The following is a 19077-nucleotide window of genomic DNA, read 5'->3' as shown; positions in this document are numbered from 1 at the left end:
GCCCCTCGCCGGGTGACCTCGCGGCCTTCGGGAACACGGCTGTCGTGTTGGCGTTGACGCCGACGTCAAGGCGTAGCGTCCTCGAGCGATTGCCATCGCCAACGAGGAGAACGGAAACCACGTCGATGACCACCACGGCGAACCCGGCCGACCGCGCCGCGCTGATCGAGTGCGATCAGGACTTCTTCCGGGCGCTGGTCGCCGCGGACGGTGCGCGCCTGGACGAACCAACGACCGACGATTTCATCCTCGTCGGCGTCGGCGACGGTGTTTCGGTCACCAAGGCCGTGCTGCTGGAAGCCGTCGTTTCCGGCGCCGTGCGATTCCCGGCCGTGCGGTCCTTCCCGGACGAGGCCGTCGTTCGGCGCATCGGTGATGTGGGTGTCATCGTCGGCCGGACGAGCATGGACTTCACGCGGACCGACGGTTCGTCCTTCACTGCCGCAAGCCGCTACACCCACGTCTTCTCGGTTCGCCACACCGGCGGATGGCGCCTGCTTTCCGCACAGGGCACGGAGATCAAACCCGGTACGTGAACGCGGCGGCGGGAACTCTCGTCGGCGACACGGGTCGTCGTTATCCCGTGAGCCTGTCCGTTGCGACAAAAGACGAAAGGCAAGGAAATCGCTCTCCTTGCCTCTCCCAAGTTATAGCGCACAGGGGGACTTGCGGCAAGGCCCCGGTGGTGCCGCAGAATCCTCGACCGAGGCCACCACCTGCGGAAATGGGCACGACACAGGTGGGTTGCCGTCGCCCTCCGGGGATGCGGTGACGTCCGTCCGACGGTGGACCTCGCCAAGTGATCGCGGGCGGGACTCGTCGGAGAGAACAACCACCGATGAGGACGTGCCCGACAAGCGGTTCGACAGAGCCGGACGAGCCGGTGATCCGACCGGCCGATGCGGGGCAATGGGGCACGGTGGCTGCCTCGGAGGGATGGCAATGATCGAGCAGTACGTGTTGGACCTGCAAGAGATCGACGAAACGCAGGTCGCGGTCGTCGGCGGCAAGGGCGCACACCTGGGCGGACTGTCGCGGATCGAGGGCATCCGCGTGCCGACCGGCTTTTGCGTGACGACGGACGCCTTCCGCCGGATCATGGCGCAGGCGCCGTCGATCGAGGATCGGCTCGATCTGCTGTCACGCGTGGACCCGGACGACCGGGAGGCGATCCGTACACTGAGCGCGGAGATCCGGCGGACCATCGAAGGGATCACCGTCCCGAGCGATCTCGCGACGGCGATCACCGGCGCGCTCGCGCGATTCGGCGAACAGGCCGCCTACGCCGTGCGATCGAGCGCGACGGCGGAGGACTTGCCCACGGCCTCCTTCGCGGGCCAGCAGGACACGTACCTCAACGTCGTGGGTCCGACGGCGATCCTCCGGCACGTCAGCCGGTGCTGGGCCTCGCTGTTCACCGAACGGGCCGTGACCTACCGCCGGCGCAACGACATCGACCACCGCACGGTCCACATGGCCGTGGTCGTGCAGCGGATGGTCTTTCCGCACGCGTCGGGCATCCTGTTCACGGCCGACCCCGTCACGGGCAACCGGAAGGTCTCCACCGTGGACGCCGGCTTCGGCCTCGGCGAGGCCCTGGTCTCCGGCCTGGTGAACCCTGACGTGTTCAAGGTGCGGGACGGCGAAGTCGTCGCCAGGACGATCGCCGCCAAACAGCGTGCCGTGCAGGCCCTGTCGGCCGGCGGTACGCGGGAAGTGGCGGTCGACGTGCGGCGGCAGGAGGAGCCGGCGCTGACGGACGCGCAGGTCGTGCGGCTCGTCCGACTCGGGCGGCGGATCGAGGCGCACTTCGGCCGTCCGCAGGACATCGAATGGTGTCTGAACGACGACGACTTCCGGATCGTCCAGAGCCGGCCGATCACGACGCTGTTCCCCATCCCCGAGATCGGCGACCAGGAGAATCGCGTCTACGTCTCGGTCGGTCATCAGCAGATGATGACCGACCCGATGAAGCCCCTGGGGCTCTCGATGTGGCGGCTGATGGCCATGGCGCCGATGCACGAGGCCGGCGGGAGGTTGTTCGTCGACGTCACCCGGGCCGTGGCCTCGCCCGAGGGCCGCGCCGGCCTCCTGGAGATGGTGGGTAGGGGCGATCCGCTGACCGGGGACGCGTTGGCGACCGTCCTGGACCGCGACGACTTCGTCCCGTTGCTCCCGGACGCGGGCCCCGGCGGGCCGCCGGCCGGCGACCCGCCCACCCCGATCGAGACCGATCCGGCCATCGTCACCGAGTTGATCGAGCGCAGCCGGGCGTCCATCGCCACCCTGAGGTGCGAGATCCGGACGAAGACCGGACCGGCGCTGTTCGACTACCTGGCGGAGGCCTTCCAGGAGCACAAGCGAGTCCTCGGTGACCCGCTGAGCATGCGGGTGATCATGGCGGGGATGGAAGCCACCTGGTGGCTCAACGACAAGTTGCGGGAGTGGCTGGGGGAGAAGAACGCGGCCGACACGCTGACGCTGTCCGCTCCCGACAACGTCACGTCGGAGATGGGACTGGCGCTGCTCGACGTCGCGGACGTGATCCGCCCGCATCCGGAGGTGGTGGCGTTCCTGCGGGGCGTCGAGGACGAGGGCTTCCTGGACGAACTGGCGAAGCTCGCGGGCGGGCGGGAGGCGCGCGACGCCATCGAGGCCTACCTCGATCGGTACGGGATGCGCTGCGTCGGCGAGATCGACATCACCAGGCCGCGTTGGCGCGAGCGCCCCACCGCGCTGGTGCCCGTGATCCTCGACAACGTCCGGAACTTCGAGCCGGGCGCCGCCGAACGGCGCTTCGAGCAGGGGCTGCGGAAGGCGCGGGAGAAGGAGCGGGACGTGCTGTCCCGCTTGCGGGCCCTGCCGGACGGGGAGCACAAAGCCGACGAGGCCAAGCGGATGATCGACCGGGTCCGCACCTTCATCGGGTACCGCGAGTACCCGAAGTACAACATCATTTGCCGCTTCTTCGTCTACAAGCAAGCCCTGCTGGCGGAGGCCGAGCGCCTGGTGCGGGCCGGCGTGCTCCCCGAGCGGGAGGACGTCTTCCACCTCACGTTCGGGGAGTTCCACGACGTCTCGCGCTCGAACCGGCTGGATGACCGGCTCGTCCGGCTCGTCCGCGAACGCAAGGACGCGTTCCGGTCGTACCACGCGCTCACACCGCCCCGGGTGCTCACCTCGGAGGGCGAGGCCGTCACCGGGGCGTACCGGCGTGAGGATGTGCCCGCCGGGGCCCTGGTCGGCCTGCCGGTGTCCGCCGGGACGATCGAGGGGAGGGCCCGCGTCATCCATGACATGTCGGAGGCCGATCTCGAAGCGGGCGACATCCTGGTCACGGCCTTCACGGACCCCAGTTGGTCGCCCCTGTTCCTCGGAATCGCCGCACTGGTGACGGAGGTCGGCGGCTTGATGACCCACGGCGCGGTGATCGCCCGGGAGTACGGCCTGCCCGCCGTCGTGGGTGTGGAGCAGGCCACTCGCCTGATCCGCGACGGACAACGGATCCGGGTACACGGAACCGACGGCTACGTCGAGATCCTGCCTTGATCGACCGTCGGCGGATGGCGGTCCGCCATCGACGCCACTCCGCCGCTGCCCATGAACCGCGGCAAAGGGAGGGCTTCGGGGCCCCGACGACGCCGGTGTCTTGCTCAGCGAAGCTCTCCGGTGATGATCCACAGGTGGCCGAACGGGTCGCGGATGCGGCCCGAGCGCTTCCCGTACGGCCGATTCTCGATCGTCACGACCACCTCGGCGCCGTGGGCCGTCATCCGTTCCCCGACCTCGTCCGGGTTGTCGACTTCGATCTCCAGCAGGACCGCGGAGCCGCCCAGATCACGTGGGGAGACCCATCCCCATGCCGAGACAGCGGGTGAGACCCGGAAGGACGACCCGCCGAGGCGGTGCTCCACGACGGTGGGCCGGCCATCGTCGCCCGGCGCACGGAACACCTCCTCGGCGCCGAGGACATCCTGGTAGAAGGCCGACGCACGGTCGGGGTCGGACACGATCAGGCGAGGGAGAATCCGGAGCTGCGTCATGCGTCGATCATCAAGCCGGGCGGCGGTGGAGTCTTGAACGTTTGGGAACGAGCCCGGCCCGATCGCGCGTCAACCGGACGCGGGCGCTTCGCCGAGTGAGTGGTCGGGGGCCGACGGGCCTTCGGCGCGCAGCCACTCGGTGGGTGTGCACCCGGCCATGGCCCGCCACTCCCGGGAGAGATGCGCCTGATCGGCAAATCCCGACGCGGCGGCCACGTCCGCCAGACCGACTGCGGCGGTGTCGACGGCCGCGAGCCGACGCCGGGCGGTTTCGAAGCGGACCAGACGCTGGTACTCCTTCGGCGTCACCCCGCACTCCGTACGGATCCTGCTGCTGAGGTGCCGTCTCGAACATCCGATCCGCCGGGCGGCCTCATCCACCCGGGTGGTGCGGGACAGGGCCGCGAGCATGGCGCGCAGTTCGTCGGCGTTCTCGCCGTCGCCGTGCCGGGCGAGGCCGCCGAGCAGGGCGTGTTCGACGAGCGCGCGACGTTGCGGCCAGGTCCGGCAGGCCGCCATCCGCTCCGGAAGGTCCGCCAGGGCGGGGACCACGTCGGCGAGATCGACGACGTGATGGGCCAGAGCAGACGCCGGCAGCCCCAGCAACGCGCCGGCGCCCAGCGGGCTGAGCGTCACGTACACGCCGCGGGTGCAGCCTCTTTGCCGCAGCTCGGCCGCGTCCATGTGCAGGCCGGCCACGACGGCGCGGTGGCGATTGCGCGAGGCGGAACGCGCGACCCACCCGATCTCGAGAGAATCGTCCTCGGGGATGGTGATCGACAGGGTGGAGGAGGGAAGCCCGCGGTGGACACCGGCCGGGCCCGGCCCGAGATCGTACGCGGCCAGCGTCGCCACGAACGGTCTCAGAGGGGAGTCTCGCCTGATCACCGAACCAGCCTCTCACCCTGCGAGCGACGTCGGCCGATCGGGTGGTTCATTCCCGGGAAGCGGGAGGCAGTTGTTCCGTCCACAGGGTCTTGCTGCCGGAACTGGTGTACCGGGTGCCCCAGCGGTGGGTCATCGCCGCCACCAGTTGCAGGCCGCGGCCGTTCTCGTCCATGAGCGCGGCGTGCCGAGTGCGCGGACTGGATTGACTACCGTCCTGGATTTCGCAGGTCAGCGTAGTGCCGCGGATCAGGCGTAGGGCGATCGGTCCCGCGGCGTGCCGGATCGTGTTGCCGATCAGCTCGCTCACCACCAACTCGGTGCTCGGAATCAGGTCCTCCCAGCCCCACCGGGGGAGTTGATCACGCACGAGCTCGCGGGCCAGGCCCGCCGAGGAGGGTTCGAATGGGAGATCCCTCGAGACCACGTGTTCCGGGGCGAGCCGGTGGGCGCGCACGGCCATGATCGCGGCGTCGTCCGTCGAATGCCCGGAGCCGGGGAGCAGCGCGCCGATGACGGAGTCGCACAACCGACCCAGTTCGGTGGCCTCGTCGTCGGACGCGCGCTCCTGCCGCTGTTCGCCGGCCGCGTCGGTCAGTGCCTTGTGCAGTCGGCTCATCCCGACCTCGGGGTCCGAGTCCGCGACGCCGATCAGACCGTCCGTGTAGAGCACCAGCAGACTTCCCTCGGACAGCACGAAGTCAAGGGTCTGGTAGGGGAGTTGAGCCGTCCCCAAGGGTGGGCCGATGGGGGGTTCGAGGAAACGCGTCGTGCCGTCCGGGTCGACCACGGCCGGCGGCGGCTGGCCGGCGGAGGCGAGCGTACACACCCCGGTCGTGGAGTCGTACACGGCGTAGAGGCAGGTCACGTACAGGTCGCCGTCGAGGCCGGCGACGACGTCGTTGAGGTGGGCGAGCATCTCCTCCGGCGGATGGTCCAGGATCGCCAGGGTCGAGACCGCGGTGCGCAGTCGACTCATGGTGATCGCCTCGGACAGCCCGTGTCCCATCACGTCGCCGATGACCAGGGCGACGCGCTCGGCCGAGAGCGGAATGGCGTCGTACCAGTCGCCGCCCACGTCGACGCCCTTGCCCGCGGGACGGTATCGGGCGGTGGAGGTCAGGGCCGCTGTTTGGGGGAGCCGCCAGGGCAGCAGTTGTTCCTGCAATCGGCGAGCGCGTTCGTGCTCACGGTCGTAGAGGCGGGCCCGCTCCATCGCCTGGGCGATCAAACCGCTCAGGGCGATGAGTACTCCGCGTTCGGCGCCGGCGAAGGAACGAGGGTGCAGGAAGCCGATCACGCAACTGCCGACCGGATGGCCGCCGGCCGTGAGCGGCAGTAGCGCCCAGGCTCGTCGTTCGCCCGATCGGGCCAGGTCGGCGAGCTCGGGGTAGCGCTCGACGAACGCCTCCAGCGAGGGGATGAACTGCGCAACGTCGGTGTACAGGGGACGCGGCTCGTCCAAGTCCCTCAGTCGGGCGACGAGCGCCGGGTCGTAGCCGACCGTCCCCACCAGGCGCAGACTCGTGTCCTCCCGGGCGTACATCAGCACGCTGTCGGCACCGAACGCCGGGAGGATTTCGGCCGCCACGGCGTCGACCACGTCCCGGGTGGTCAGGCTCTGGGCGAGGGCTTCCGCCAACGCCCCGATCCGGCGTCCGCGTTCGACGGCGGCTCGTTCGGCCTCAAGCTTCGCGGTCACATCCGCCATGAAGACCACGAGGTAGGGGTCCGCCACCACCAGGCGCAGTCGCTGCCAGGTCTCGCCCAGCCGTATGTCGACCGTCACCGGCAGGTCGCTGTCCAACGCTTTCGCGAACTGCTCCGGGAGTCCCCGGTCCGCGAGTTCGGGGATCACCTCCCAGGGCGTGCGTCCGGTCAGGGAGGTGTGGGCGGTCGCGAGAAGACTCGCCCGGTCGTTGGCGTACAGTACGCGCCCGTCGGCGGGGTCCACGATCAGGAACGCGTCGGGGAGATGGCGCAGGACGCGAGTGACGGCCTGCTCCGTCATCCGCTCGGCGGTGGTCATCCACCCGGTGCCGGTCATCCGCAACGGGGTCTCGTCGTCGGCGTAGGTGGTGTGGCCTCGCAGTTCGACCCAGTTGACCCGTCCGTTCGCCGAACGCACCCGATACTCGACCGAGTACACCTCGTGTCGGGCGATGGCCTGTTCCATCGCCGCGAGCACTCCCTCCAGGTCGTCGGGGTGCACCCGTTGCATCCAGGTCTCGACTCGGTTGTCCCACTCGTCACGGCGCAATCCGGCGCTTTTCAGAATCACGTCGAAGCCCACCTCGTCGATGAGCAGTTCCCCGGTCCGCATGTCCCATTCCCACGTGGCGACCCGTACGCCCGCCATGGCCTCGCGTAGACGTGATCCCGATCCCGACCACCAGGGCAGCATCACGCGTTCCGAGGTGGAGGCTCGCGCCGGCCGGGTGCCCACCGTGTCCACCAGACGGGAAAGGAACGCGCGTCGTTCCTCGGGCACGGGCGTCGTGGTGATCAGGGTGAGGGTTCCGACGCCCTGCCGGCTGTCGGGGATGGGCAGGACCAGCATTGCCGCGGCACCGTACCCGAGCGGCCGACCGTCGGCCGCGTCGATGCCGTCCCCACTGGCGCCGTCGCCCCCGGTGCCGTCGCCACCGGCGCCGTCGCCTCGGTCGGCGTCGGAGAGGGCCAGTGCGATGGGTTTGCCCTCGCGCATCGCCCGTGCCGGTCCGTTGGAGCCGTCGGCGGGGAGGTCCTCCCACCGAACCGCGTGGCTCGCCCGGAGTCCGCTGATCGCGGCCAATCTCAGCACGTTTCGGTCCTGCGCCCGCAGGTGCACGAATCCGGCCAGGGCCCCCGTCGCAGTCACCGCGTGATGCAACGCCAGTCGGGCCAGCTCGAGCTCGTCGACGTCGGCGTCCGCGCAGGCGGTTCGTAGCGTCCCGAGTCTCGCGTCGTCGACGGATCCGGGATCCGGTTTCCCGAGCCCATCCATGCGTGGCCCCTCTCCCGGGACGGAAACGCACATAATACCCAAAACGTATGCGATGAAGGGGTTCACGGGACATCCGACCTGCGGTCCGGCCGGGACGCGGGACGAGGTTCGTTCCATGCGTCCGCCTGGGCCGCCGACCCGGGACGGGTTCGCAGAGGTCGCCCGAACCGTTCGCCGAACTCCGTGCCTTCGAGACGGCCGGACGTCCATGCCGCGCGCCGTGGCGGGCACCCCGGGCGGCTTCCCGCCGCCTGGGTAGGGAGCCTGACATGTCCTTGAATCGACGCCTCATCTCGCCCCGCCGTTGGACTCCGCCCCCCGCCCCCGCCGACGAGGGGCGCACAGCCGTCACCGGCCGTTTGGTCGTCGGCCGCCGCATCGCCACCGGCGGTCACGGCCCCGAGGACGTGATCTTCGACAGGCGGGGCAACCTGCTCACCGGTCTCGGCGACGGCCGCATCGTGCGTATCGACCCCGCCGCCGGAACCCATACGGTGGTGGGCAACACCGGCGGCCGTCCGCTGGGATTGGAACCGGCCGCCGACGGCGGCATCCTGATCTGCGATCACAACCGGGGTCTGCTGCGCATGTCCGCCGACGGATCCGTCGAGGTGCTCGTCGACACCATCGCGGGCCGGCCGCTCACCTTCGTCAGCAACGTCGTCGAAGGCCCCGACGGAACCGTCTGGTTCACCGTGTCCACCCGCCGCTGGGACCTGGAGCACTACGTCGGCGACATCGTCGAGCACTCCTGCACCGGCCTGCTCTGCCGCCGAGACCCCGACGGCACGGTCACCGTGCTGCGCGACGGCCTCAAATTCGGCAACGGACTCGTCCTCGCGCCGGACGCCTCCCACCTGCTCGTGGCCGAGACCGCCGGGTACCGGATCAGCCGTCACCGGCTCACCGGCCCGAAGGCCGGAACCGACGAGCCGTTCGTGGAGAACCTCGCCGGCCTGCCCGACAACATGAGCCTCGGAAGCGACGGGCTGCTCTGGGTGTCGATTGCCGCGCCCCGCAACGCGCTGCTGGACAGGCTGCTGCCCCTGCCGGGGCTCCCGCGTGTCCTCCTGTGGAACCTGCCCGAGGCCCTACGGCCCAAGGCCACACCCGTCGCCTGGGTCATGGCCTTCGACCTCGACTCGCGCGTCGTCCACGATCTGCGCGCCGACAACGTCTCGTACGGCTTCGTCACCGGCGTCGCGGAGCACGAGGGCACGGTGGTCGCCGGCAGCCTGTACGAGGACGACATCATCGTGCTCGCATCCCCTCCGCCCCGGTAGGCGACGCACGCGGCCCGCGGCCCGTCCGTCTCGGCCCGGACAAGGCGGCTCAGTCCTCTCACCGCGGGCAATCAGCCTGGGCGCGTCCGTGGCCGGGGTGTGATGTGGTGTCCACCGAATGAAATTCTTCATTCATGATCTTGAAGTCTGTTCATCTCCATGCCAGATTCGGCGGGACACAGACACAGTTCGGCGTGATCGCCGCTACGCCTTGGGAGCCACGCATGCCGATCGAGCAGACCTCCGAGGGGGGCCTCGCGCTGGAACGCCGCACCATTGAGGTGATCCCCGACGCCGAGCGGCACGGCACGCCACTCAGCCAGTTCACCCTGTGGTTCGGCGCCAACATGCAGATCACCGCGATCGTCGACGGCGCCTTGGCGGTGGTCTTCGGCGCCGACGCGCTGTGGGCGATATTCGCCCTGCTCATCGGCAACGTGCTGGGCGGGGCCGTGATGGCGCTGCACTCGGCGCAGGGGCCGAAGCTCGGGGTTCCGCAGATGATCTCCAGCCGGGCACAGTTCGGCGTCTACGGTGCGGTCCTGCCGTTGCTGCTGGTGATCCTGATGTACCTCGGCTTCGCCGCGACCGGCACCGTCCTGGCCGGTCAGGCCGTGTGCGAGATGCTGCACATCGACAACGCCAAGGTCGGCATCCTGATCTTCGGCGCGCTCACCGCGGTGGTGGCGGTCACCGGCTACCGTCTGATCCACGTCGCGGGCCGCATCGCGACCGTCATCGGCGTGCTCGGCCTCGGCTACCTGATGATCCGCCTCTTCACGCAGTACGACGTCGGCGCGCACGTGGGCGTAACGGGCTTCGACATCGCGACGTTCCTGCTCGCCATCGGCCTCGGCGCCGGGTGGCAGCTCACCTTCGGCCCGTACGTCGCCGACTACTCGCGCTACCTGCCGCGCGACACCAGCCACCGCGCGACGTTCTGGTCGACGTTCGCGGGCTCCGTCGTCGGTTCCCAGATCGCCATGACGCTGGGGGCGCTCACCGCGGCCGTCGCGGGCAAGGCGTTCCTGCCGGACCAGGTCGGCTTCCTCGGCGATCTGGCGGGCCCCGCGTTCGTGGCGTTCCTCATCTACTTGGTGATCGTGGTCGGCAAGCTGACCGTCAACTGCCTGAACGCATACGGCGGCTTCATGTCGATCCTGACGATCGTGACGGCGTTCGACGGGCGTTCACGGATCTCGCAGGCCGCCCGCGCGGCGTACATCATCGGGTTCACGGCGGTCACGGTGGTCATCGCGATGGCGGCCAGCGCGGACTTCCTGACCAACTTCAAGAACTTCGTACTGTTGCTCCTGATGGTCTTCACGCCGTGGAGCGCGATCAACCTGGTCGACTACTACCTCATCTCGCGCGAGCGCGTCGACATCCCCGCGCTCTACGACCCGAACGGCCGTTACGGTCGTTGGAACGTCACCGCGCTGACCTGCTACGTCGTGGGCGTGGTGGTGCAGATCCCGTTCCTGGCCACCAAGTTGTACACCGGCGCGCTCACCAAGAAGCTGGACGGCGCGGACATCTCCTGGATCGTCGGCCTCGCGGTCACGTCGGTGCTCTACTACCTGTGGGCGCGTCGCACCGCGAACCCGCCCGCCGAAACCATCCGCCCCACCGAGCCGGAGGCAGGCGACACCCGCGCCGAGGCGCCGGTCGGCTGACCGCCGCGCACCCCGCGCGGACGGTGGATCTCCGGCCACCGCACACGAACCCGCCGCCTCCGTACGGTCCCTCCCGCCGGGACCCGCGCGGAGGCGGCACGTGTGCGTGCGAGCCGAGGATCTCGCGGACCGATTGCGGGGACGGTGGAGCGGGGGACGGTGACGGGACGTCAGCTCGCGAATGTCCCTGCCTGCCCTGATGGCTCGATCGACTCGTGGTCGGGTGTGCGGGCGGCCCCGGGCGCGCGCTGCTCGGCGAGGGCCTCCAGTTCGGCGACCGCCCGGTCGGTGGCGGTCTCGGCGGCGATCGCCTGCGCCATCCGCTCCGCCGCGGAGCGGTACGACGGGTCGTTCAGCACCCGCTCGACGGCGCGCGCGATCGTGCGCGCCGAGGCGCCCTTGCCCACGGAGACGCCGGCGCCCGCCAGTCGGACGTGCCGCGCCACCTCGATCTGGTCGCGGCCGAGCGGCACGCAGACCATGGGGACCCCGGCGCCCAGCGACTTGACCGTGGTCCCGTGGCCGGCGTGCGTGACGGTCACGGCGGTGTGCCGCAGCGCGAGGCTGTGCGGGGCGGAGGCGGTGACCAGGACATTGGCGGGCGCGCGTACCGTTGCCGGGTCCACGGCGGGGCCGGTGGTCAGCAGCCCGCGGACCGGCAGGGTGCCGAGGGCTTCGGCGATGCGCTCCAGCAGGTCGTGCTGCTTCATGAACGACGAGCTCAGGCCGACCAGTACCAGTGGTGCGTCGCCGTCCGGCAGCGTCAGGTCCCCGGCCCAGGCGGGATCTTCCAGGCGCGGCCCGACGTGCCGTATGTGCTCGGGGAACTGCCGCCCGGCGTGATCGAAGGCCCGGGGCGAAAGCACGAGTATTCGGTCGACGCGCTCGAACGCCTCGACGACCGAGTCGAGCGGTTCCAGGCCGTTCTCGACGCGTGCGCTGTTCAGGGCCGGCAGCCCCTTCACCCACGGTTTGCCGGACAACCGCGTCACGATGCGGTCGCGCAGCCGGCCCGGCGCGCCCTTCGCCGGAGCGAAGCCGGGACCGGGCGGCGGTGCCCCCGGGGTGGGGAACGGATAGATCGTCGTCGTCAGCGAGGCCGTCGGGACGCCGGCCGCCTCACCCGCGGTGGCCACGCCCAGCAGCATGTGCTCGGACACCAGCACGTCCGTCGGCCGGGCACGCAACTCGGCGAGTGTGTCCCGGGCGTAGTCGGACGCCGGCCCGCAGACGATGCGGTCGCGCAGCCGGGCGGCCGCGCCGAGCGGCGTGCGGGCCTCGAAGTCGCGGATGACGTCCTTGCTCGGGTCGCTGGGGTCGCCTTGCGGCGCGGTGGTCCAGGCGACCGCCTCCAGGCCCGCGCCCACGATCTCGTCGCGCAGCGACTCGTCGGCCAGCACCCGCACGCCGTGGCCGCGTTCGCGGAGCGCGCGGGCGACCGACAGTACGGGGGGCACGGCTCCGCCGCCGGCCCACGTGGCGAAGAGGAAGTTGCTAGGCATGGTGTTCCTTCCGAGGGTCGATCGCGGTCAACATGTCGCGCATGGCTCGCTCGGCTTCCTCGCGGGAGAGCCCGAGGTCACGGCGCCACAACTTCCACAGGTAGATGTCCGTGGCGGCGTAGTGCAGGTTCAGCGCGTGATCGCGGGCCGGGCCGGCGGCGGGGAGCCGGTCGGCGAAGACCCGTTCCAGCCAGGCCCGGTGGAGACCGCGGGCGTGTGCGGCGGCCCGGGCGGCAGCGGGGATCCGGTCCATCTGCGCGATCCAGAGCACGTTGGCGTCGCCTTGTTGTTCGTAGTCGGCGAAGAGGACGGCGACGATGGCCGCCACGTCCCCGGTCGGCGCCTGGCGCGCGAGCTCGGTCTGTGCCGCCACCGCGTCGGCGACGGCGTCGGCGAGGCCGTCCTTGCCGCCGAAGTGGTTGACGATCGTCTGCACCGACACGCCGGCCGCGTCGGCGATGTGCTGCAACGTCACCTCGTCGTGCCAACGCTGCGACCACAGTTCGGCCGCCGAGCCGATGACGCGCGCCCGGGTGGCCTCCAGTGCCGCGGCCCGGGCGCCCATCCGGTACGAGCGTCTGCCCTCACTTTCCATGGAGTTGATTCCATATTGAATTGAGTGGGAAGTCAAGTGAAAGTCCGTGGCACCTGCGGCTTGCAGCGGGGTGGGCGTTCGTGGTTCCGCGACGATCACTTGCTTGCCGTACGGCAAGCAACGGGAGCCCGCCCCCGCGGCCGACGGCAGAGACCCTCTTCCCGTTTCGAGGTGGAGTTGTCGCGGGAACTCCTGGTGCACGCCGCGATGGCGCGCTGCCGCGATGAACGTGCGGAGCGTCCGGCTTCGGGGCGGCTCGGGCGCTTGCTCGGTAAGGCGGTGAACGGCGCCGGGCACGGCCCGCACGGCGGCGAGCGCGCGTTCTCGCGGTCCTGGCCTTTTACGTCTCTGCGAGGATGGATCGTATGAATGTGCGAAGCGGGAGCCGGGTGCGGGTGTCCGGCCGGGCAAGCGCACCGATGGTGATGCCGGCGCACGGGTTCGGCCGCGACCGGAACATGTGGCGCCTGGTGGTGCGCCTTGTCACCCGTAGCGCCACCGGGCATTACCCCCGGCTCGGCGCCCCCGAGGAGACGACCGAGGCGTTCGCCGCGTTCGCCGGAACGCCGCGGTGATGTCCCGAGCCGGCCGTGACCGGGACGGGCATACGGACCACGACCGCACGTTCTCCGCACTGCTGGAGGACAGCGCCGAGGATCTCTACGAGCACGCCCCGTGCGGATACCTGTCCACGCTGCTGGACGGGCAGATCGCCAAGGTCAACACCACCCTCCTGGAGTGGCTCGGCTACGAGCGCGGCGACCTGGTGGGCCGCAAAAGGTTTTCCGACCTCCTCACCGTCGGCGGACGCCTCTACCACGAAACACACTTTGCGCCCCTGCTGCGCATGCAGGGCCAGATCAACGGCATCGCGCTGGAGATGAAGGCGGCCGACGGCAGCCGACTCCCGATCCTGGTGACCTCCACGGTCAAGACCGGCGACGACGGGCAGCCGCTGCTGATCCGCACCACCGTCTTCGACGCCCGCGAACGCCGTGCCTACGAGGAAGAGCTGCTGCGTGCCCGCCGGGAGTCCGAGCGCGAGCGCGAACGCCTGCGGCGCCTCACCACCACACTCCAGCAGACCCTGCTGCCGCCGGCCCTGGCGAACGTGCCGGGCCTGGACGTCGCCGCGCACTACCACATCGCCTCGGCCGACGAGGTCGGCGGCGACTTCTACGACCTGTTCCCACTCGCGCACGGCACCTGGGGAATCTTCCTGGGCGACGTGTGCGGCAAGGGCGCCGCCGCGGCCGCCGTCACCTCCCTGGCCCGCTACACGCTGCGCGCCGCCGCGGTCTACGACCCGGACCCGGCCGCCGTCCTGCACAACCTCAACACCGTTCTCAACCACGAGTACAACGGCATCGACCCCCGGTTCTGCACGGTCCTCTTCGGCCTGCTCACGCCCGAGGGCGACCACGGCGGCTTCCGCATCTCCCTGGCCGGCGGCGGCCACCCGCCGGCTCTGCTGATGCGCGCGGACGGCACTGCCGACTATCTGCCCACCCCCGGCGGCCAGCTCATCGGCGCACTGCCCGACGCCCACATCACCACCATCACCTTCCGCCTCGAAGCGGGTGAAACCCTGCTCCTGCACACCGACGGCCTCACCGAGGCGCACACCGGCGGCCGCGGCGACCGCTACGGCGACGATGCCCTCCTCGACTTCGCCCGTGCGCTGGCCCCCACCACCGCCCGGCACGCCATCGACGCCATCCGCGACCTGCTCGACACCCTCGGTGCCGGGGTGGACGACGACACGGCGGTCCTGGCCGTCAGCGTGCCTCACCCCGATCGTGCAGAGCAGCGAGGACCCGGCTGAGAGTCCGATACGCGGAACACCCCGTCCGGTCCCGTCGTCGAATCGGCCGGCATGGCTGACACCGCCCGAACTTCTCGTGGCACTCCCTCGCGGCGTTATCGTGACCTGTCCGCCGAGGGCCGTTCCGAGGACGGTGGAAGCCGCACGACGTACAACCGTGGGGCCCGGCCCGGCGGACGGCCCTGCCGTCGCGCATCGAGGAGTACATCTGTGGACAACATTCGCAAGGCGGTCATCGCGGCGGCAGGGTTGGGAACGCGCATGTTCCCGATTACCAAGGTGATCGAAAAGGCGATGTTGCCCATCGGACGCCGGCCGACGATCGACTACATCGTCCGTGAGTGCGCTGCCGCCGGCGTGCGGGAAATCGCGATCGTGGTACGCCGGGGAAGCACCCAGATCCAGCGCTATTACGAGGACGACACCGAACTGCGTGCCCTGCTCGGCCGACGAGGTTGGGGTGAAAAGGCGCGTGCGCTCGACGAACTCGCCTCGGTTCCCTCGATCACCTTCATCGAGCAAGACCTGGAGGACCGGTACGGTACCGCCGTCCCGGTGATGCTCGCACGAGACTTCATCGCCGACGACGCCTTCTTCTTCGTCTCCAGTGACGACCTGCTCGTCGAGCGGCATGGACAATCGACACTCACGCGACTGGGGCGCGATGCGGGCGGCAGTGGCGGATATGCCCTCGTGGGACAACCGTCGCCGGCGAGTGCCCTCGACCGCTACGGCCGCCTCGAAACGGTCGAAAGCGACGGGCGACTGCACCTGACGGATCTCGTCGAGAAGGACGCCGGTGGAACCCGACCCGACGGCGGGAAGGTCCTGATCAATATCAGCAGGTACGCGTTCCCCGCGGAATTTCTTCCCGTCCTCGGCGCGGTGGGGGAACACGAAGAGTCCGGAGAGTACCGCCTCACCGACGGACTGTCGGAAGTCGTCCGGTCCACTGCGATCGCCGTAACCGTCAGTCGCGGCACCTACTTCGATCTCGGCAGCGAGCAAGGGTTGGCGGAGGCATCCCAACACGTCGTCGTCGACAAGCAGTAGATCCGCGACATCGGTTCGCGGCGGGAGGAGCGGCCCGATCCGTAGCACGCGCATCGGGTCCAGGGTCGGCCGGCCGAGCCGGTGCCTGCCGCGTGGTCCCCGGGCCGGTCGATCACCCGGCCGGGTTCGGGTGACCGGCGGGCCGGCGTGACCCGGGCTGAGGTGAGGGAGGGCGGGATCGGTGTGAAACTGGGCACGGAAGGGGTGATCCTCGTGTCGGACACACCGCACGCGTTCCCCGGTCCCGACACCGCCATCGACGAGGATCGGCTGGAAGAGCTGATCGTCGAGGCGCAGACGGCCCTGCCGGTCGAACTGCCCGCCTTGGCGATCCGATGCGCCCGTGCCCTCGGCCTGGACACCGCGTTGATCTACCTCGTCGACCTGCAGCAGCAGCTGCTCATCCCACTCGACGAGGCCCTGGAGCCGCTGCCGGTGGACCTCTCGGCGGCCGGTTGGGCCTACCGCACGGTCTCTCCACGGGTGGCCGAGGACGACGAAAGCTTGATCCTGTGGGTGCCTCTCGTCGACGGTGCGGAGCGGCTGGGCGTGCTGGCGGTGCGGACCGCCTCGCTCGACGAGACACGGATGCGCCGCAGTCGCATGCTGGCCCATCTGTTCGCCATGCTGATCACGTCCAAGCGCGCCTACAGCGACTGGCTCGCCGCCCGCACCCGCACCGCGACCATGCGGTTGCCCGCCGAGATGCTGCGGGCCTTCCTGCCGCCCCGCACCATCGGCAGCAGCAGGTGCGTATCGACCGCCGTCCTGGAACCGGCGTACGACGTCGCGGGCGACGCCTTCGACCACTCGGTGGTCAAGAACATCCTGCACACCATGATCCTCGACGCGATGGGCCACGATCTGACCGCCGGCCTGACCACGTCGGTCGCCATGGCCGCGGCGCGCAACGCCCGCCGGGGCGGCGCCGACCTGGCCGACGTGGTCGGCTCCGTCGACCGGGCGCTCGCCCAGTGGCTGCCCGACCACTTCTCCACCGGCGTGTTGTGTCGGCTCGACGCCGAGACCGGGGTGCTGCGCTGGGTCAACTGTGGTCACCCCCCACCGCTGCTGATCCGTGCCGAGCGGGTGCTCGCCGGGGCACTGGACAGCCCCCCACAGCCTCCGATCGGCCTTGCCGGTTCACTCGCCCCGGCGGCCCGGCAGGTCCACGAGGCGACCCTGGAACCGGGCGATTGTGTCCTGCTCTACACCGACGGTGTCGTGGAGGCGCGCGACGCGGACGGTGCGGAGTTCGGCCTCGACCGGTTCACCGACTTCATCATCCGCTCCTCCTCCGCCGGACAGCGCCCGGCCGAGGTGCTGCGGCTGCTCATCCACGCCATCCTCGACTACCAGCGCAACCAACTGCGGGACGACGTGACCATCCTGCTCTTCGAATGGAGTCCGCAGCGCCGGTGACCCGGCACCGCGCCGAGCCTCGCGCTGCTCGCGGTCCGCGTTCGGCCGGGTCGACACACGGAAGCCGGCGGGGTTCGACGGGCAGCCCGGATCGAGGTCTCGACCCCCGGGTGCGGGTGGGGGTATGGAAGCGCGGTGATCGGGTCGGATCGCGCGAGTTCCGTTCGCGATCCGAGCCGGCGATGACCGATTTTCCTAGCCTGAGGTTGCCCCACCGGATCGAACACAGGAGCCACTCGTGAACCCCGTGAATTCCACGTCCATCGTCACCGATTCCCCGGCCGCCCCCGCCGCGTTCGACCGCACCGGCGAATCCCCGCTGGCCATGGCGCTGCGTCGGGTCGCCGCCGAGTCCGAGGCCGGCGGTCCGCGCATCGGCTACAACAGCTTCGTCGGCGGCGAGTAACAGTCACCCTCGATCGACCGGCACGTGACGCCGGAGGTCGACGCAACGGCTGATGCCCCGGCGGACCTCGGACACTCCCGAGGTCCGCCGGACCCGGCCGGGAACACCCTCACCCGCACGGATCGCGCCGGTGCAATCCTCGGAACCACCCGGAGCAGACACTGTGGTCAACCTCGAAGCTCCCGTACGCAGACCGGCGGAATGGCCGGCCGATCTGCTCGATCCCGACAGCCTGGGCACGACGTGGCAGCCCGTGCCCTTCACCCACTTCGTGGTGAAAATGCACAGCCGCTGCAACCTCGCGTGCGACTACTGCTACCTGTACGAGATGGGCGACGAATCCTGGCGATCTAGCGCCAAGACGATGTCGACGGCGGTCGTGGACCGTACCGCCGCCCGTATCGGCGAACACGTGCGCGCCCACGGGCAGGAGCGCGTGCAGTTGATCGTGCACGGCGGCGAGCCGCTACTCGCGGGACCGGCCCTGATCACGCGGATGGCCGAGGCCGTACGCCGCGAGGTGCCGGCGAGTACACACGTCTCGTTCGGCGTGCAGACCAACGGTCTGCTCCTGAACGACCGCATGCTCGACGCCCTGCACGCACTGGACTTCCGGGTCGGCGTGAGTGTCGACGGCGGCGAACTCGCCAACGACCGCCATCGGCGCTTCGCCGATGGGCGCGGGAGCCACGGGGCGGTGACCGAGGCGGTCGCCAGGCTGCGGGATCCGTCGCGGCCGGGATTGTTCGGCGGGCTGCTGTGCGTCATCGACGTGGCGAACGATCCGGTCGAGGTGTACGAGTCGCTGCTCACGCACGAGCCGCCGATGCTCGACTTCGTGCTGCCGCACGGGAATTGGACGTCTCCGCCGCCCCTGCGCGAGGAGGGGTCGAGCCGCACACCCTACGGCGACTGGATCGTGCGGGCCTTCGATCGCTGGTACGACGCACCGCGCCAGGAGACCCGGGTCAAGCTGTTCGAGGATCTGCTGAGTCTGGTCCTCGGCGGCCACACCCGGTCCGAACAGGTGGGGATCGGCCCCGCGACCACCGTGACCATCGACACCGACGGTGGGATCGAGCAGGTGGACACGATCAAGTCGGCGTTCGACGGCGCGGCGGCCACGGGATTGTCGGTGCTCACCGACCCGCTGGACGCGGCGCTGCGGCACCCGGCGGTGGTGGCTCGCCAGATCGGGATCGAGGGCCTGTCGCCGACGTGTCGCTCATGCTCGATCCGCGATGTCTGCGGGGGCGGATTCTTCATCCACCGCTATCGCGCGGGCAGCGGGTTCCTCAATCCCACGGTGTACTGCCCGGACATGATGCGGGTCATCGCGCATGTGCGGACCAGGATCGCGAAGGATCTGGCGAGCGCGCCGGCGGGTGGGTGAGGTCACGT

15 protein-coding genes are annotated in these 19077 nt (G+C 70.0%); 10 read left to right on the top strand and 5 right to left on the bottom strand.

Annotated features, from left to right (window positions below; all coding sequences use genetic code 11):
• The first annotated feature begins 44 nt into the window (after window positions 1–44).
• Together ACIBSV_RS06820 and rph are read left to right on the top strand one after the other, a co-directional pair.
• The gene (locus tag ACIBSV_RS06820) at window positions 45–536 is read left to right on the top strand and encodes a nuclear transport factor 2 family protein (protein WP_395859987.1); all 492 of its coding nucleotides are present in this window, start codon (window positions 45–47) and stop codon (window positions 534–536) included.
• A gap of 406 nt (window positions 537–942) precedes the next feature.
• A complete protein-coding gene (gene rph / locus ACIBSV_RS06815; protein WP_395859985.1) occupies window positions 943–3549 on the top strand; it encodes a rifamycin-inactivating phosphotransferase in 2607 nt (868 codons plus the stop codon).
• Between the two features lie 104 nt (window positions 3550–3653).
• Here rph and ACIBSV_RS06810 read toward each other — a convergent pair whose 3' ends face one another.
• From ACIBSV_RS06810 to ACIBSV_RS06800, 3 genes are all read right to left on the bottom strand, one after another.
• Entirely contained in the window at window positions 3654–4043 is a 390-nt protein-coding gene (locus ACIBSV_RS06810; RefSeq protein WP_395859983.1) for a VOC family protein, read from the bottom strand.
• A gap of 69 nt (window positions 4044–4112) precedes the next feature.
• Window positions 4113–4931, bottom strand: coding sequence for a helix-turn-helix domain-containing protein (locus ACIBSV_RS06805; protein ID WP_395859981.1), 819 nt, complete (start codon window positions 4929–4931; stop codon window positions 4113–4115).
• A gap of 46 nt (window positions 4932–4977) precedes the next feature.
• Window positions 4978–7914, bottom strand: coding sequence for a SpoIIE family protein phosphatase (locus ACIBSV_RS06800; protein WP_395859979.1), 2937 nt, complete (start codon window positions 7912–7914; stop codon window positions 4978–4980).
• Between the two features lie 269 nt (window positions 7915–8183).
• Here ACIBSV_RS06800 and ACIBSV_RS06795 point away from each other — a divergent pair, with 269 nt between their 5' ends.
• Both ACIBSV_RS06795 and ACIBSV_RS06790 read left to right on the top strand, forming a co-directional pair.
• A complete protein-coding gene (locus tag ACIBSV_RS06795; RefSeq protein ID WP_395859977.1) occupies window positions 8184–9197 on the top strand; it encodes an SMP-30/gluconolactonase/LRE family protein in 1014 nt (337 codons plus the stop codon).
• Between the two features lie 224 nt (window positions 9198–9421).
• Window positions 9422–10873, top strand: coding sequence for a purine-cytosine permease family protein (locus tag ACIBSV_RS06790; RefSeq protein ID WP_395859975.1), 1452 nt, complete (start codon window positions 9422–9424; stop codon window positions 10871–10873).
• Between the two features lie 170 nt (window positions 10874–11043).
• On the opposite strand, the gene ACIBSV_RS06785 is transcribed toward ACIBSV_RS06790, so the two are convergent.
• Entirely contained in the window at window positions 11044–12375 is a 1332-nt protein-coding gene (locus ACIBSV_RS06785; RefSeq protein WP_395859973.1) for a glycosyltransferase, read from the bottom strand.
• The gene (locus tag ACIBSV_RS06780; RefSeq protein ID WP_331769877.1) at window positions 12368–12970 is read right to left on the bottom strand and encodes a helix-turn-helix domain-containing protein; all 603 of its coding nucleotides are present in this window, start codon (window positions 12968–12970) and stop codon (window positions 12368–12370) included. The genes ACIBSV_RS06785 and ACIBSV_RS06780 overlap by 8 nt, the downstream gene beginning before the upstream one ends.
• Before the next feature lie 365 nt (window positions 12971–13335).
• Between ACIBSV_RS06780 and ACIBSV_RS06775 the strand changes: the two genes are divergently transcribed.
• From ACIBSV_RS06775 to ACIBSV_RS06750, 6 genes are all read left to right on the top strand, one after another.
• On the top strand, window positions 13336–13545 hold the full coding sequence (locus tag ACIBSV_RS06775; protein WP_395859971.1) for a hypothetical protein: 210 nt from the start codon (window positions 13336–13338) through the stop codon (window positions 13543–13545).
• Window positions 13545–14795, top strand: a complete 1251-nt coding sequence (locus tag ACIBSV_RS06770; protein WP_395859969.1) for a SpoIIE family protein phosphatase — start codon at window positions 13545–13547, stop codon at window positions 14793–14795. Before ACIBSV_RS06775 ends, ACIBSV_RS06770 begins: the two co-directional genes overlap by 1 nt.
• A 210-nt stretch (window positions 14796–15005) precedes the next feature.
• Window positions 15006–15848 (top strand): sugar phosphate nucleotidyltransferase, encoded by an 843-nt coding sequence (locus ACIBSV_RS06765; RefSeq protein ID WP_395859967.1) that lies wholly within the window; start codon window positions 15006–15008, stop codon window positions 15846–15848.
• A 204-nt stretch (window positions 15849–16052) separates the two neighbouring features.
• Window positions 16053–17270, top strand: coding sequence for a PP2C family protein-serine/threonine phosphatase (locus ACIBSV_RS06760; protein ID WP_395860940.1), 1218 nt, complete (start codon window positions 16053–16055; stop codon window positions 17268–17270).
• A gap of 238 nt (window positions 17271–17508) precedes the next feature.
• A complete protein-coding gene (locus ACIBSV_RS06755) occupies window positions 17509–17676 on the top strand; it encodes a hypothetical protein (RefSeq protein ID WP_395859964.1) in 168 nt (55 codons plus the stop codon).
• 163 nt (window positions 17677–17839) lie between these two features.
• Entirely contained in the window at window positions 17840–19069 is a 1230-nt protein-coding gene (locus tag ACIBSV_RS06750) for an FxsB family cyclophane-forming radical SAM/SPASM peptide maturase (RefSeq protein WP_395859962.1), read from the top strand.
• Window positions 19070–19077: the final 8 nt, after the last annotated feature.

The organism is Embleya sp. NPDC050154 (assembly GCF_044460165.1).
Lineage (GTDB): Bacteria > Actinomycetota > Actinomycetes > Streptomycetales > Streptomycetaceae > Embleya.
Note: the sequence above shows the minus strand (reverse complement) of the source record. Positions and strands in the feature narration are given on the sequence as shown.